The sequence below is a fragment of the Ferriphaselus sp. R-1 genome, from assembly GCF_000746095.1.
Lineage (GTDB): Bacteria > Pseudomonadota > Gammaproteobacteria > Burkholderiales > Gallionellaceae > Ferriphaselus.
In genome coordinates this window covers 45,555-60,544 of the sequence record NZ_JQKP01000002.1, presented here as the reverse complement: position 1 = coordinate 60,544, position 14,990 = coordinate 45,555, and the positions used below count along the sequence as shown (strand labels likewise).

The 14,990-nt window shown below is 51.2% G+C and carries 9 protein-coding genes; 3 read left to right on the top strand and 6 right to left on the bottom strand.

From position 1 onward, the window contains the following. The first annotated feature begins 458 nt into the window (after positions 1-458). A complete protein-coding gene (locus tag DM08_RS02730; protein WP_051937753.1) occupies positions 459-2,015 on the top strand; it encodes a DNA primase family protein in 1,557 nt (518 codons plus the stop codon). Between the two features lie 12 nt (positions 2,016-2,027). Here the strand turns inward: DM08_RS02730 and DM08_RS12155 are convergent, their stop codons facing one another. Continuing rightward, positions 2,028-3,296 carry an MT-A70 family methyltransferase gene (locus DM08_RS12155; RefSeq protein ID WP_161780251.1) on the bottom strand — a complete coding sequence of 423 codons (1,269 nt, stop codon included), beginning with the start codon at positions 3,294-3,296 and terminating at the stop codon, positions 2,028-2,030. Between the two features lie 128 nt (positions 3,297-3,424). Here DM08_RS12155 and DM08_RS02720 point away from each other — a divergent pair, with 128 nt between their 5' ends. Then, complete coding sequence (locus tag DM08_RS02720) at positions 3,425-4,375, top strand: hypothetical protein (RefSeq protein WP_152555760.1); 951 nt, start codon at positions 3,425-3,427, stop codon at positions 4,373-4,375. Here DM08_RS02720 and DM08_RS02715 read toward each other — a convergent pair. The 4 genes from DM08_RS02715 to traD all read right to left on the bottom strand — a co-directional run bounded on the left by DM08_RS02715 (position 4,372) and on the right by traD (position 9,787). Then, positions 4,372-5,526 (bottom strand): restriction endonuclease subunit S, encoded by a 1,155-nt coding sequence (locus DM08_RS02715; RefSeq protein ID WP_081908739.1) that lies wholly within the window; start codon positions 5,524-5,526, stop codon positions 4,372-4,374. The genes DM08_RS02720 and DM08_RS02715 overlap by 4 nt on opposite strands. A 2-nt stretch (positions 5,527-5,528) precedes the next feature. After that, positions 5,529-7,148 (bottom strand): HsdM family class I SAM-dependent methyltransferase, encoded by a 1,620-nt coding sequence (locus DM08_RS02710; protein WP_035383110.1) that lies wholly within the window; start codon positions 7,146-7,148, stop codon positions 5,529-5,531. Positions 7,149-7,160: 12 nt separating this feature from the next. Further along, complete coding sequence (locus DM08_RS02705; RefSeq protein WP_035383383.1) at positions 7,161-9,308, bottom strand: DEAD/DEAH box helicase family protein; 2,148 nt, start codon at positions 9,306-9,308, stop codon at positions 7,161-7,163. A gap of 104 nt (positions 9,309-9,412) precedes the next feature. Beyond that, positions 9,413-9,787 carry a conjugal transfer protein TraD gene (gene traD, locus DM08_RS02700; protein ID WP_035383109.1) on the bottom strand — a complete coding sequence of 125 codons (375 nt, stop codon included), beginning with the start codon at positions 9,785-9,787 and terminating at the stop codon, positions 9,413-9,415. Positions 9,788-9,980: 193 nt separating this feature from the next. Here traD and DM08_RS02695 point away from each other — a divergent pair, with 193 nt between their 5' ends. Continuing rightward, entirely contained in the window at positions 9,981-11,312 is a 1,332-nt protein-coding gene (locus tag DM08_RS02695; RefSeq protein WP_161780250.1) for a MobA/MobL family protein, read from the top strand. A gap of 126 nt (positions 11,313-11,438) precedes the next feature. Here the strand turns inward: DM08_RS02695 and DM08_RS02690 are convergent, their stop codons facing one another. Beyond that, positions 11,439-14,498, bottom strand: coding sequence for an STAND family AAA ATPase (locus DM08_RS02690; RefSeq protein WP_035383107.1), 3,060 nt, complete (start codon positions 14,496-14,498; stop codon positions 11,439-11,441). Between the last annotated feature and the right edge of the window lie 492 nt (positions 14,499-14,990).

Genomic DNA, 14,990 nt, shown 5'->3' with positions numbered 1-14,990 from the left:
TTTCAATTTATTTTCATATAGTTGCTTGACTTATGTAAAACGTATGCTAACCCTATGTCATACACACAATCACGTGTGTACTACTACGAAAGGGAACGAACTATGGAACAAACAAACATTAGCAGGAAGAAGGCAGCATGGAATCGGTACGTCGAGGCAAGGGAGCGGGATCAGCAGCCGCTGCCTGCCTATATGAATGTGGGAAGTGGTGCGCACAAGACTCGCACCCTGTTTGTTCGGATGCAACCGCGACTGATGGAGCAGTACGAAGCGGCATGTGCTGAACGGGGCTTAAATCCTAGTGAAGCCACTCGCCAATTGATCGCAGCGTGGTTGCGAAGTCCAGACAGCCTGCCCGTTGGCATTCCGACCCAACGGCAGTAATCCCCAGCAGGAAACATCTTCAACTCAACCAAGGAGGGCTTATTGCTCTAAACCAATCGAAAGGAACACACACCATGACATTCAAATCCAAACTCGTCGGAGAACGACCCGCCGACACCTACCCACCTGAAACACCCGAGCAGTCGCAAGCCTGCTCACCCAACCAGCCTCCGAGCAAAGCTAGCAAGCCCTCGCTCGACAAAGTATTTGCCGACCTGATGCTGACCGCACCCAACCGCAACATGGTTGGCCCGTGGGCCATGAAAACCGAGAGCACAGCCGATGCTGGTTGTATGTATCGCTGGGGCAAATACTGTTGGGAATATGTCCACGCCGAAGAGGGTAAGGCCATTGCCTCACAGTGGCTGGATATACACTATCCCGACAAGGCCACCGCCCAGACCGCCTCGGCGATCTGGAACTATGCCTGTGCCCGACTCCGACAGGCAAAGCCCTTACCGGATTCTACCCGCTCATCCATCATCCCGACACTGAGTGGCTACCTCGACATCCAGCAGGATGGATCAATTCAAGTGATGCGGCCTGCTCCTGAGTATGGGGTAGATTACGTCATCCAAGCCAATCTTGGCCACCAGCCACATTCCGACCAATATCAACCCAACCACCTACCCGAATCCAGCTTGTTCGGGCGATTCCTGAATGTTTCGCTACCCGACCCAGCCATCCGTGACGTGGTTCAGGAGTTGTGCGGGCAAACCCTGCTGGCCGCCAACTATGGCGTAGCGGGCTGGTTTGTTGGGCAAGGGGCAAACGGCAAGGGGGTATTGATGGAAGTGGTAGAGGCCATCCATCGCCAAGCCTGTCGCTTGCGGCTGGATCGGCTGTCTGCTAATTTCGCTCTGGAACCGCTGATCGGGGCTTCTCTGGTGCTAGTGGATGAAGTTGCTAACGCCCGCTTTGATGAGGAACTTTTTAAGACCCTCATCACAGGTAACGGCATTGACATCAACCGCAAATATGACAAACCCCTACGCTCCTACCGCTCGCGTGCAAAGTGGATCATCTCCTCCAACAATGTGCCTCACATCGCCGACAAATCCGATGGGGTTTGGCGACGCATCGTGTTCGTGCCGTGGCAGGTTCAGGTGCCCGAATCCGAGCGTATCGCCGATCTGGACAAGAAAATCATCGCCGACGAGCTACACCTTGTGCTCGACTGGTTGCTGGAGGGGGCGATCCGCATTGTCCGGCGTGGACGAATGCTGACAGAAGTCGAGTTGCCGGAAACCATCCGATCACAGAAACAAACGATGCGACTGGAAAGCGACAGCTTGCTGGCATGGATCGAAGAAGAAGGCATTCACTCCAGCTCCACCGTATGGACTGCTAACGACCAGATCTATCGAGCGTATGCGGATTGGTGCGAAGCTGCTCAACGCACGCCGCTGGGGGTGGAGATGTTTTGGAAGGGGCTACGCCACCGCTTCCAATTTGAGACAAGGCAGAAAAGGCAAAACAAGAACGGCAAGACCGTGCGGATCAGGGAGTCGTCAGTGTCGCTAAAACCGAAGGCTGACACCACGGCCACTCCTGAATGGAAACAGCCCACACCCAACCCAGCAGGCAGGATCGAGGGTGAACTGTTCATTTGCGAGGAGTTGCCATTTTGATGCCTTGCAGCCTCAGGCGGCGATTTCCACATGTTCATCATTTGCGGACACCCTCAATAGTGTTGCCTGCACCTGATGGACTGGTTCAGCACCTACACCTATAACCTCATTCCCCCACACAGTCCATCCTGCTCTGGGCTCACGAGCAAACATCTCGATCTTGGCGACATCTGGATACATAGCCGTCAGCATGTCAGCGAAGTGCTCCGGCTTTTGGCTATGCTTACGCCTTGGCTCATGATGCCATGATTTGCTTCGCTTAGTCTTTATGCAAGGCAGGCTGCCCTTCTTCCCGACAAGCAAGGTCTCGTGGGAGGTCAGGGTTGGGCCTTCTGACGGCACTGCATTGTCTTTACACCAGACCATCGTAGAAACAAACTCAAACCCCCACTCTGTGAACAGCATCAGCCCATCCGGAATCATGCAGTTTGGCACCCACATGTAAATCATGGAATCCGGAGCAGCACCATCTTTGATCGGCAACGCCTTGATTTCATCAAGACGCATCAGCGGATAGTGAGCATCCGGAGCACAGAACGAGGATTCATTATTTCCACCATAATCCCAAGGCGGATCCAAATAGTACAAAGAGTACAGCCCTTCCAGCGAGTTCAGTGCAACTTCATTGTTTCTGCTCAACTCCTGTGCCGCCTTGATTTTTGCAGCGGTGACAGTTGCGGTGTAGTTCTTTTTCTTGGTCTGCTGAATCCCAGCCTTCAGGATTTTTTGGATGTCATTTTTTGTGGCATTGTCCAGACTGGGGACAGCTTGGGCGATTTGCGCCGCATTGGTCAGCGACAACTCGTCATTCTTCACCATTTCAATCAGTGCTGGACTCCCGCTTTTTAAAACCTTACAGGCTCGATCAATACTGTCCATTGATACCGCCATTTTCTCAGCGGAAGTCTTGCGGGTGATTTTGTTAGTCCCAGAATGCTGGTTATCCCCCTTCGAGGTATTGATCATTTGTGCCGCCAGAATAGACCGCTCCCCTGTCGTCAGATGCCGCCGGAGCACATTCAGACTGTGGGCTGCTTCTGCCGGTGAGGTGTTGGACTCACCAAGTTCGGTGATGATGGGCTCGATTCCCAGCTCCTTACAAATCTGTAGGCGCGCCCGACCATCAATCACCTGTCCGTCGATAGTAATAATCGGCATCAACTGCCCTCGCAGTTCAATATCCTTGCGAAGTGCGGCATATTCGTCCCCCTTCAACTCCGGAATCAGTTCGTGGATTTTCTCGATGGTCATCATTTCTGCGACATTGATTTCGTTGCTCATAACATTCTCCTTATTGTGAAATATCAACTGGTTAACTCCCTGTTGATGGAGACATTTAACCATTTGCAGAAAACGATTTCCTCAAGCATTATTCAGATCGCTATCGAATAACTCCGCACAGGTGATTGATGACTACAACAAGAAGGCGTGGCCAACCTGAAATACAGGATTGGGAAAAAGTGCGTACCGTGGCATGGGCAAATTGGGTTCGCCACCGCACTCAGCAGAAGGCCGATGAGTATGCTGGAATAGCCAACCCCAGCAATGATGATCCATTCGTCTCGACCGGCACACTTGATCTGTTGAACGAGCGTCTGGGCAAATCCAAGCGTACTCGAACCATTGCTTTGTCAGACTTGAACAACATTTTTCAAGGCAACAAGTCGAACAGCAATGCAACATTGCCCGCTTTTTCAGCCTACCGACTTGGCAGACATGTCAGGCTTAGCTCGGATCTGATTGAAAGCATAGACAAGGTTCTGTCTGGAACCGCGAGCTTCTATACCCTTGGGCCATACAAGACCCCCTTGTGGGCTGCCCTTGCCGGAAAAATTACTGCCGTGGACTTTTGGAAGCCAATGACTGATTCTGCTGTATTCGACTCGGCAGAGCTTGATAAGTATTCCGCCAGTTTCGACTTGCTTGGATACAAGGGTAATAAGCATCGGGCATTTGCCGATGTCCCATGGGAAATTTGGGTTCAGTTGCTACACAAACTGCCCCTCCCTCCCATGAATGAGATAACAAAGGGTAACCAACACCCCCTTCTTTCAGGCAGTGAAGATAAAGACAGGGCGGCGGGAGATGTTTGGTATGGTTATGGGGTACTGGCGATTGGCCTCTGCCAAGTTGCCGTGAATGACACCCAAAATGCTGATCCGTATTCACGGCAAGACTTGTGTACCTTGATGCTTAGGCTGGATCCATTGTGGGCTCGACTGGATGCCCTGCATTCGCTGCTTAACGATGACAGCCCAAATGCTCACCCAATCGGAAATGCAGTCAACTTGCTGACAGAAAAGCTGAGGCAATCCATCTTATCCGAAGACGAACAGGATGCCGCCACAGCGGCAGGCTAATCTTTGCCGGAAAATGTTCTCGCCAGCAGGGCACCAAACAACTCTTGTGCTTTGGCTGTTGCTTGAGCTTGAAGGGCTTGGATGGAGCGGACTTGTTGACACCTCTTCTCAAATTTGATTTGGACTTCAATGTCAGGACAAATAACCTGCATTGATTTCAACTGAACACCAGTCAAATGTGGAATGGTCGCATGACCAGAAGATCCCATCAGAGCCCCTGACTTTGATAGATACCATAAGAGCCACACAACAAAATCTGGTTTCACCACTCTCAGATCAGGTCGTAGTCTATGCAATGCCTTTTGGTAGTAGCAGTCATCAATCTCGCCGGTCCAGATACAAGCTCTCCCTATATCGCCCCCTTCGCAGATCAACACATCACCAGAAAGCAATCTAAATCTCTCTTGCTCCTCGGGTGATATATCCATCGTGTAAATACTATCTATATCAACACTATTCCACTGTACGTTGATATTTCGAATGTAAGGTTTCTGGAACAACCCTGTCTGCTTTTGCTTATCAAGCATTTTCCCAAGGCGACAATCCCCGAAGTCTCCAAACGACGTTACAGCCCACCCCATCGTATTTTTCAATGGGTCGCCGAACATCTCCAAGAAAATACTCGCCACCATTTCGGCAGACTGCCGTTCGGCCTCTTGGCGAAGACGGACGATGCTTTCTGCCGCAGAAAGATTTCGGACATGCTGCTGTTGAATCGAAAGTGGGGGGAGGGGGAACGAGACTGAGGCCAAATCAGCTCGGTTAATGGCTTGAAAAGTTGAGCCTTGCCCCTTTCTAGCCAATTCCGACTCGGCCTCAATCATCTTAAAGCGCAGGAACTCGGGAATTACTCTACTCTGATCGGCTCTAATAGCAGCGAGTCCTCGTCCAATACAGCACGTTGTGTTGGCAACATTAGTCGGCCCCACTGGAGCCCTTACAGATACTAATATATCGCCAGACTCGGCAATCCTCACAGGGGCGCTACACCATTTCCTCGGTGTTGGATGTCGTAAACCAAACTCTGATTTTCCTTGAAAAAATGGTAGCCCTTCGCCACGTTCGTTGTAAGTTTCTCCAGGAGGAGACTGTCCCATAATGATGCTGGCAACAGCATCAAGGCGGACATTGGAACCAAATACCACGTTCATAATTAATCGCCCCCAATTGAGGCGAGGAGATTGCTTATTTCTTCTGTAATCTCAATTTCAAGAGCCATCAATTCATCCAGTATTTCCTTCGGGTTTCGATGCTCGATAGCCGACTGCGACATAGGACGGTAGCGCCCAGCAGACAGGTTGAAGTCATTCGCATAGAGCGATTCGGAAGGTGCAAACCACCACTTGTGAGTCCATTCCGCCGACTCATCACGGCTTTGCCATTCCTGCCAGCGTTCACTCCTTGCCTTATAGCATTCAGCCAGCATGGGCATGTCGTCGAGTTCAATCGGGGTGTCATGGTTGGCATCCAGCTTGTAGCCGTCGTCATCGGCATGGAGGAACATTACCTTGTCGGTTCGCCCCCCTTTACGGAAGAACAGCACCGAGGTCTTTACGCCGGAATAGGGTTGGAAAACTCCCCCAGGCAGGGAAAGTACAGCTTCAACCGTATTATTCTCGATCAACTGACGGCGCAGTTCCTTATGGGCACCTGTTGACCCGAACAGCACACCTTCCGGCACGATCACGCCACATCGCCCCCCAGTGCGAAGGCTGTCCAGCATATATTTCAGGAACAGTAATTCAGTCGATGTTGTCGTGCCGACCTTCACATCATCCACGATGCGATCCTTGTCCACCCGCCCCGAAAAAGGCGGGTTGGCAAGCACCACATGGAAGCCTTCATCGGGCAAGCCCAGTTCGTGCTTGCGTTCAGAATCGAGGGTGGTCGTGAGCACATTTCGCAGCAGAATTCTGACATTCGCTAAGCCCCGCAAAGTCAGGTTCATGGTGGCAAGTCGAACCATCTTGGGATCAACATCGTTGCCGTAGAAGGTGCTGTTTTGGAGGACGACAATCTGCTGGGCAGACAACCTGTCGCCCACGCCTCGCCTTTGTTTCTTGCCATCCAACTCATCCTCGTGGATGCCACTTGGCGAAGAGTTGGCTAACCGGATGTGGTTGTATGCGGCCGCCAAGAAACCTGCCGTTCCGGCAGCAGGGTCATAAATGGTTTCGCCGATTTGCGGGTTCACCATTTCGACGATGGCACGGATGATATGGCGAGGAGTGCGAAACTGCCCCAATTCACCTGCCTGCTTAATTTGTCGCAACACATGCTCGAACAAGTCGCCCTTGGTGTCGGCATCGGCTTGATCGAGTCGCAAGCCATCGACCAGATTGACCACCTGCGTTAATACCGTCGGTTCGTCTATCGTCAGGCGAGCCCCGTTCATGAAGTTGAAGGCAGACCGTTCGGCAACTTCGTCGAAGAACGGAAACACCTCATCCCGCACAAAACGGACGAGGCTTTCGCCACTCATCCCCTTTGCCCAGACTGACCACTTGAACTGATCTCGCCCGATGCTCGTTTCATCCGACTGGCGTGCATTGAGTGGATTTCTCAAATGCCAGTCCCCAGCAAAAATCGAGGTGTAGGACTGTTTCAGCACCCGAGCCCGCATGGTGTTCTCAGAGTCGATTCCTTCAATGAGGTAGAAGAAAAATAGGAACGACAACTGTTCCGCATTGCTCATCGGATCGGGGTAACCGCCGCCATAAAGATAATTACGAATCTGTTCGATAGACGAACGCATATCTGCGGTCAAAGGCATTGCGATTCCTTGTTATTGTTGTGGAGAGGCTGGCTGGTAGCTTACCGGCTCCTCGCCATCATTGTCATTCTGGTAGACCGAGGCATTCAGGCTGACAAGTATGGATTCCAGAGCATCTTCGCCCCCGAATATCCGCACCGCATTGGCATAGCCACCTTGGGCGCTGAATGGATGGAAGGCGAAATGCCCACTGGTAAACTCATCCCAGTGCTCCGCATTCGCCCGAATCTGACTGCCAACGATGCGCAGCAGGTTTTCCTGTGATGGAGTTAAATCGTCCCGTGCAGTCAACCAAGCCTCGAAACGAGCGCCTAATTGGCTGGCTTTCTCTTCGGAGGCTTCCGGAAAAACGATGTTGCCGTTCTCGTCCACGGTCATCCAGCCCCGACTGAACGGGTCGATATGGTCATCGACATCCACAACCAAAGCCCCCTTACTGGGGGGAGGGCGAGGTCTTTTCGGTTTCTCAGTAATGACACCGCCCGAACCATATTCATCGCCATCGCCGTGGTAATCCACCACCCCCACGAAGTCGAACATGGTGAAGATCGGCTTGTTTTGAGCCTTGCGAGTGCCACGCCCACGCATTTGCTGATACAGAATCACCGACTTGGTGAATCGGGCAAAGACAAGATTGACCACTTCTGGACAGTCAAAGCCGGTGTCCAGCATGTTCACTGACACCAGTATCTTCGGGTATGGCTCTTTCTTGAACCGCCGAATCTTGCTCAAGCCGTCAGTGGTGTCATCCTTCCCCACGCCTGAAATCACATAGTCAGCGTAGCGTGTCTCTGGCGTCGGCTTTTGATCGGCATAAATTTCGTCGAACATCTTGGCAAGCGTTTCGGCATGCTGTTTGTTGACGGCGAATACGATGCTCTTGCCCAAGAGTGGCTTTCTCAGGATGCCCTTAAGGTCGATGTACCCCTCATCCATTACCTTGCGAAACTCTCGCACAATGGAACGGTTGCGTTCGGGTATGGTGAATCGTCGCTCCAAGGCATTCGGGTCTATCGTGATGGTGTCGGACTCCTTGAACAGCTTGTTGAACTCTTCTTTTGTGTCAGCATCCATCGCTGACCAATCCAGTTCGTCCCGCTTGACGGGGAAGCCACCTTCCGAGGCAGTCTTGACCGTTTTCGCACGGTAAATCTGATATGGCACCAGATAGCCATCACGGATGGCATCCTTCATCTTGTAGGTGAAAGTCGGCTTGTCCACCTCGAAGAACCGTAAGGTGTCCTTCACAAACTCTGCATCCTCTTCGTCGCCCGATTCAGCATCCTGCCCACTGATGCACGGCGTGGCAGTTAGGCCAATTTGGATGCCATCGAAATGTTTGAGCACTCCACTCCATTGCCCATAGATGCTACGGTGGCACTCATCGGAAATCACCAAGTCGAAATAGCCCGCCGAGTATTCCCCATAGATGTTCACCATGCTTTGCAGGGTGGTGATGGTAATCCGTTTCTCATCCTGAAAACGACGACCAGCCCGCAACACATAGCAGGGAAAATCTTTCAGGTGTTCAGCGAAGGCTTCCTCGGTTTGGGTGGCAAGAGGTATCCGGTCAACCAAGAAGAGAACACGACTGACGGCGTTAGCCTCGAACAGCCGCTTGATGAGTCCCGCAGCCGTTCTGGTCTTGCCTGTGCCGGTTGCCATTTCAATCAGTAATTTACGGCGACCGGACTCGATCTCACGGCATACAGTTTGAATGCACTCCTGTTGATAATCTCGACCAGAAACACGGACATCAATCGGAACCGTGGTGGGCTTGCGAGACACCTTCAACGTGGCAGATCGCCGTTCAAGGTCATCCTGCTTGAAGAAGGTCTTAACTGGACGGGCGAACGCTTCATTACGCCACTCCCAGAACAGGATTTCCTTGCCATTGGCGAGGAAAATATAAGGCACGTCCAATTGACGGGCATAGTTCTTTGCCTGATCTGATGCGGAATCAGGGCTGACAGAGAACCTCTTGGCTTCAATGACTGCGAGGGCTCTACCGTGACGGTCATTCAATACATAGTCAGCCTTGGTGCCATCAGGCATCACGACCTCGTATTTCACACTGATTCCATCGGACAGATTCCAGCCTTGGCTGGATAATTGGCTGTCGATAATCACACGGGAAAAGGCTTCGTTGGAATGGTTCATATAGCGGGAGCCTATCACAATCACCATCTGCGAGAGTAGGCCAAAGTATATAGGTCGGTCTAAGCCAGCAGTACCACTCTTCGCATGAGCTCAGTCCATGCCCTTTACCGTTCAGACCGAACGTCGGCCTGCGTGTAACCTTGGGCGGCAGCACTTTCCTTGATGCTCTGCCGCTGATCCTTCAATAGCCCAGCCCCCTGTTTGTTCCACCGCTCCAACGTGGCGGCATCGGTTACTACCATCACTTGAAGCAAGGCACCCAAAAGCACCTCATCCGACAGTGTGCGGTTTTTCTGTTGACCTGCCAGTTCAATCAATCCGCCCCAGCGATATTTCTGGCGGTTCTGTTCCTTGCGTTTCGTCTCACGCTCACGAGCAGAAATCACCTTTCCCTGCTGATTCAGTTCCACCAGTTGCCGTTCCAGCTTCTGGCGTTTTTGCTCGATCACTTCGAGCCGTTTCGAATACGAGTATCCCATTCCACTCTCCTCATCAAATTCGACCTTTCATCCATATAGATCAATTAAATCAATCGTCAAGACTTGACTGACGAGCGGTATCCATTAGTACAAGAGGTGAACCAAGGGACTAGACGCACTTATGCATTTCTTCGGAAATGCTGCGTTGGGGGATACCCCCAAGCCCCAGAACAACAAGAAGAAAGGAGCCCACATGGCGATCTACCACCTCCACATTGATTCCTACCGGCGCAGTCGTGGGCGAACTGCGGTGGGTGGCATGGCTTATCGCCGTGGCTTGAAGGCTGGGTGCCGCCATAGCGGCAAGCACTACAACTTTCGGGGGAAAGGTGAAGTGGCTCTGTCCGGCTTCGTGAATGCCGACGGCGACGAAACCGACTACTCCCAGCTTTCCAATCTAGTCTTGCTCTACGAAACCATCGAGCAAAACGAGACCCACTGTCGTGCAACGGTAGGAAGGGAGATCGAGGTTGCTTTGCCGGTGGAGCTTGACTTGGCCGATCAGCAGGTACTGATCCTAGGCTTCATCGAGGAGGCGCGTCAGACCTTCGGTGCTGAGCGTTCCTTCTTCGATTACTCCATCCACAACAAGCTGGGCAATCCGCATTGCCACATCTGTATGAGCGAGCGTGAGCAGGTCGCTCCATTCAGTTTCAGCAAGACCAAGCGTCGTGACTGGGACGGACAGGAATTCATTAAACAATGCCGCCTCATTTGGGAACGGCACACGAACACCGCTCTTGTAGCGGCAGGCGTAGGTCAGCGAGTGGATAGCCGCTCACACGCTGATAGGGGGCTGATTGTGTTGCCCTCGCTACACGAAGGCAGAGCGGCCTATTTCCACAGCGAGGTAAAAACCATGAACAACCAAATCAAGCAAGTCAACGAAGAGATCAAGAAAAAGCAGGTGCTGAAGGCCATTCCAGCAGCGCCCAAGCCTACCCTATCAACTGGAACCCCTAACCCACCCAAGTTCGACGAGGATGCTGAGTGGTCTATCCAAACGGAAGGCGAAGCGGCAGCCCACGAATTGCGTCAGCTACTCAAGAGCAAGTACAACCACCAGTTCGGATTCTCGAAATACATCAGTCGAATCGAGCTCAAGGGCGAATACGCCATCCTGTATTTCAAAGACCGCTCTTCCATCACGGATCACGGCGACCGAATCGTGGCAGAAGGTGGCAGTGCCGAGCTGTCGGCATACCGCCTGATCGAGATTGCCAAAGCCAAGAGCTGGCACACGGTCTCATTTACGGGCAACGAGGATTTCCTGCGTTGTGCCTTCGAGCGAGCCTTGGCTGAGGGTATGGAGATCGTGCCCAAAGACGAGGCACAGGAGAAATTGCTAACCGAAATCCGTCGAGGCAAGGGATCTGTCGAGACTGACATGACCGAGACCAAAATGATCGTGCCGATTGGTTCTTCTCTTCAGGAACGCATACTGAAACATCACCTCAGGCAGAAACCAAACAACACACCAGAGGTGCCCAAGAAACCTCGTCGGGGAAGAAAGTCAGGTGCGTGACCTGAGGATGTAGCTGGGGCGGCATCCAAGATCGAATGTCTGAAATTCGGCCATAGCGGTCATCTGAACATGATGCAATAAGGGCCGCTTAACACAAAATTCCAGACACCTTCCACTTACAGTGACTCACTTTACAAGCCTGCGAGATTTTTCTTGGTAGGTAATAGCATGTTGGATGCCCAAGTCAATATTCAATTCGCTATACAGCCATTGCATGTCTTGTTCGGATGTCTTGAACATGTATAGACGATTGAGCACCATTATCTGAAGAAGCCTCGAGGCGACTAGGTCTTTCTCCACATCCTTGTGCAATTGCTTTAATTTTTGTCGAGGAATCGTCTTCGGTGAATCCAAGATGATATTGAGCTCGATAAGCTTAAATGCGAGTGTCGGATTTTTCTTTACGACCTCTCTTACATCCTCAGATAGGCTATCTGAATTGGCCGATTGCGCAGCTCGCAATACAAACGCGAAAGTAATGATCTGAACAAGGCTGGCGACAACCCTTCGTGCGATGGCCTTCCGGTCTTCATCGTTCTCGATTTTTCCTTTTCGCAGCAGTGCCGCATCAATCTCGGCTACGAGAGCATCCGGATGCTTCTCTAGGTAGCTGTAAAAGTCACGGATTGCACGAAGTGGGCCATTGAATAGGTCTTCGAGTAAAGCAACCTTTCGCGAGCGCGGTATCTTGGCGTACTGATTCTTCAAGACCTGACCGAGGATTTCCATGGTTTTGAACAACATGGTCATCTGGGCAAGCAAGCTTAACTCTGGCGAACTTTCTTCGGTTTCACACAGCCCGTCATGTCCGTCGTCAAGCTGGTCTTGAAGTTCATTGCGGCGCTTCCGATGCTCGACCGGAGATTCGCCTGAGTAGGTTAGCTTCGGCGCATCCTCAATGAGCTGCTTGATTCCAGTTGTATCGCCCTCAAAAGTAACAGGTGCATGTGTCCGAAATAGTCCGTGAAGAGCACTCGAAATCGAATTTAAAACAAATTCATCGTTGGAGTGATGAGCCAAGAAAAGCACGGTATTTGCATGATCGCGGACATATAGATGTTCGGTACAGTGACCGATATATGCCCGAATATCCAAATCCGATATGTTCTCGCTTAGGTAATGTCCTTTCAGGTAGTAGTAAATGTACGGATACCTGAATTTGTAGTCGTCACCCGAGCGGCACAGCACCCTAGCATCCAGCAAGATATCGAGATAACGAGAAAAATCGACCGTGACCCAGTGCTTCGAGAATCGTTCATTGAACTCGCGCAGTTCATCCTTGGTTAGTTCACTTTTCTTGTGAAGATGAAACTCCCACGCTAAATGCGCTGAATACTGGAATGTCTCTGTCAGTTTATTCGGCTTTACACCAGAATTCTGGAATGCCTCTGTCAGTAGATATTGGTAGTAATAGCCGAGAGCACTTTCTTTGAAATCTCCGCTGCGACCAGCTTCCATGCTTTGCAGCAATGTCAGCAGATATAGCGGGTGAGACGGCACAACAGTTTTTGCCATCACGACATCCATCAATCGCTCGGCCTGATCACATTGGGCGATAAACTTCGCCTCATCGACAGTTCCATCAGCACCCAAAGAAAACCAGCGTTCGATTAGCTGAGAGCGAAGCTGGTAACCAAATGGCTGAAGCTGATAATGCTGAAGCCCAAGAAGCTGGCGGGATGCGTCGCCATCGAGCATCTCCCGCATTTCAAACATTGCGCCGGTTGTAACGACCATATGTCCAAAGCGCTTTTTGAGAGCGCAAAGCAAATCTGCGCGGGCGTCCGCAGCCTTCATCGAGCTTTCGTCAAAGTTGTCGATGAGCAACAACTTTTGGCTTGCAGGTAGTTGGCTAAATGCTTCTACGTGTGCTTTTCCGTACTGGATTTCGACCGCATGACTTATTGCCGAATGGATTTCCGCATCCGTTGTGCGACGAAGTTCCTTTCCGTTTATCAGGACTGGAACAAAGCCGCGCCCGTGGTATTGCCGATACAGTTCGAAGAGCAGGCTGGTGCATCCAGCCTTTTCATCTCCCTCAACAAGAGCTCCGTCCGCAGTAACTTCAGGAGATAGTAAGCGTTGGGAGCTAATAAAGCTTCGGCGTTTATCTTCCCCGTTGCCGACTTTGCGAAGGTCCGGATAAACAAAAATATCCGAAAGCGAAATGTTCGTTTGTCCGGGATGTTTGAAAAACGCGCCGGGGTCATCAAGGCGCTCGAGAAAAGACTCAGTAATTGGAAACGGATTTGCTCGTTTGGCGGGGAGGTCGTGGTAGTCGGCCCATGAACCCTCTTCGGTTGGCTTGTACATATCGCCAGCCCACGCGTATCGCGTAGATGCAAACTGCCCGACTTCAATATCCAAAATCACAACGTTGAACGCGGAATCTGATAGATCTTTTTCACCCTGTAACACGCAGCCTTCTACAAATGCGCTTTTTTCGCTTTCGGCATCATGAACAATTCCGACATTTGCTTGATGCTCATGGCCGGAAATGATGATATTGGCCGTCTGACGAAGAAACGTTCTGAATGGTTTGTAAATTGTTTGACTAAACCAATTCAATGGATGGTGTAACACGACTAGACGAACATCAACACTGTCGGATTTCTGCACCTTGTAATTGTCAATCGGGAAGAAAAGGCGTCCAGGCTCCTCCTTTAGCTTTGAAACCCATGAGACATTCAAGCATTCAAAGCTGAAACTCTTCCCGTCGACTTGAAATCTGGCTGTTCTCCACAATGAATCACCGTGGGCCTCCGGATTGTTTTCGAGCGCGTCGCGGAAAGCAAAGAAATCCTCTTGAATTGACGTACACGTTTCGATAACCGAAGTGTCGATTTCAGGATCGTCGCTGTCGTCGATGCTTTTGATAAGCATCTTTCGGGCACTGTTGTTCTTATCAAAATCGCAGTCGTGATTTCCCGGAACAATGACGAACGACACAGGCAGTTTCGCTTCGTCGAGTATCGCGTTCTTGATTTCTGCAAAGAATGTCTCTGCTAGGGCATATTGATCCGCATGTCCGGAAAACGCTATGTCGCCCGACACAACAATGAAAACTCTCGATGCAGATGGCAACGACGAGTACGTGCAAGCCGCAATACTCTTTGCCCGCTTAAGAATCGGATCTTGGGGGGATTTAATATGTATATCGCTTAAATGAAGGATTACTGCAGTCATCGCGCCACTCCGCCTTTTGAAGTTATAGTTTCCAGTTACGTTCCGGCGTCTCGAAAAAATCACAATCGATGGAGCAATCGCAATTTCACCATGCTGACGGGAAGTGCACCCTACCTCCTGCTACTCGGATGGTCAATATGCCGGATTATCTGGAACCTTGTGAACGACAGCTACTGTGCCGACAGCAGTCATTTTGTTACTCTGCAAACTGGCAGCAATGGCCGAATATCAGACATTCGATCTTGGATGCCGCCCCAGCGGCAGGCTGCATGATTGAATTGTTTTCCCAGACCGGACACTGAGTGCCCCCTGCTTGCTTTACTGGGTGGCAATCGTGTTGCGAGCCGTCCACCTTTCGTCAAGGTTGATTGACCTGCTGTAGCCGCCTTCCACCAACTTCCCAAAATCGTCCTTCCCTACAAGCCATCCCCGTGGGCTACGAGCAGAAACCGTGGCAGGGCTCATTTCATTCACGCTGACCGCACCATTCTA

Bases quoted from the DNA above. Each gene is read 5' to 3' on its own strand.
- DM08_RS02690 (WP_035383107.1), bottom strand. From the start codon at position 14,498: ATGACTGCAGTAATCCTTCATTTAAGCGATATACATATTAAATCCCCC.
- DM08_RS02710 (WP_035383110.1), bottom strand. From the start codon at position 7,148: ATGCCTTTGACCGCAGATATGCGTTCGTCTATCGAACAGATTCGTAAT.
- DM08_RS02715 (WP_081908739.1), bottom strand. From the start codon at position 5,526: ATGAACGTGGTATTTGGTTCCAATGTCCGCCTTGATGCTGTTGCCAGC.
- DM08_RS12155 (WP_161780251.1), bottom strand. From the start codon at position 3,296: ATGAGCAACGAAATCAATGTCGCAGAAATGATGACCATCGAGAAAATC.
- DM08_RS02695 (WP_161780250.1), top strand. From the start codon at position 9,981: ATGGCGATCTACCACCTCCACATTGATTCCTACCGGCGCAGTCGTGGG.
- DM08_RS02720 (WP_152555760.1), top strand. From the start codon at position 3,425: ATGACTACAACAAGAAGGCGTGGCCAACCTGAAATACAGGATTGGGAA.
- DM08_RS02730 (WP_051937753.1), top strand. From the start codon at position 459: ATGACATTCAAATCCAAACTCGTCGGAGAACGACCCGCCGACACCTAC.
- DM08_RS02705 (WP_035383383.1), bottom strand. From the start codon at position 9,308: ATGAACCATTCCAACGAAGCCTTTTCCCGTGTGATTATCGACAGCCAA.
- traD (WP_035383109.1), bottom strand. From the start codon at position 9,787: ATGGGATACTCGTATTCGAAACGGCTCGAAGTGATCGAGCAAAAACGC.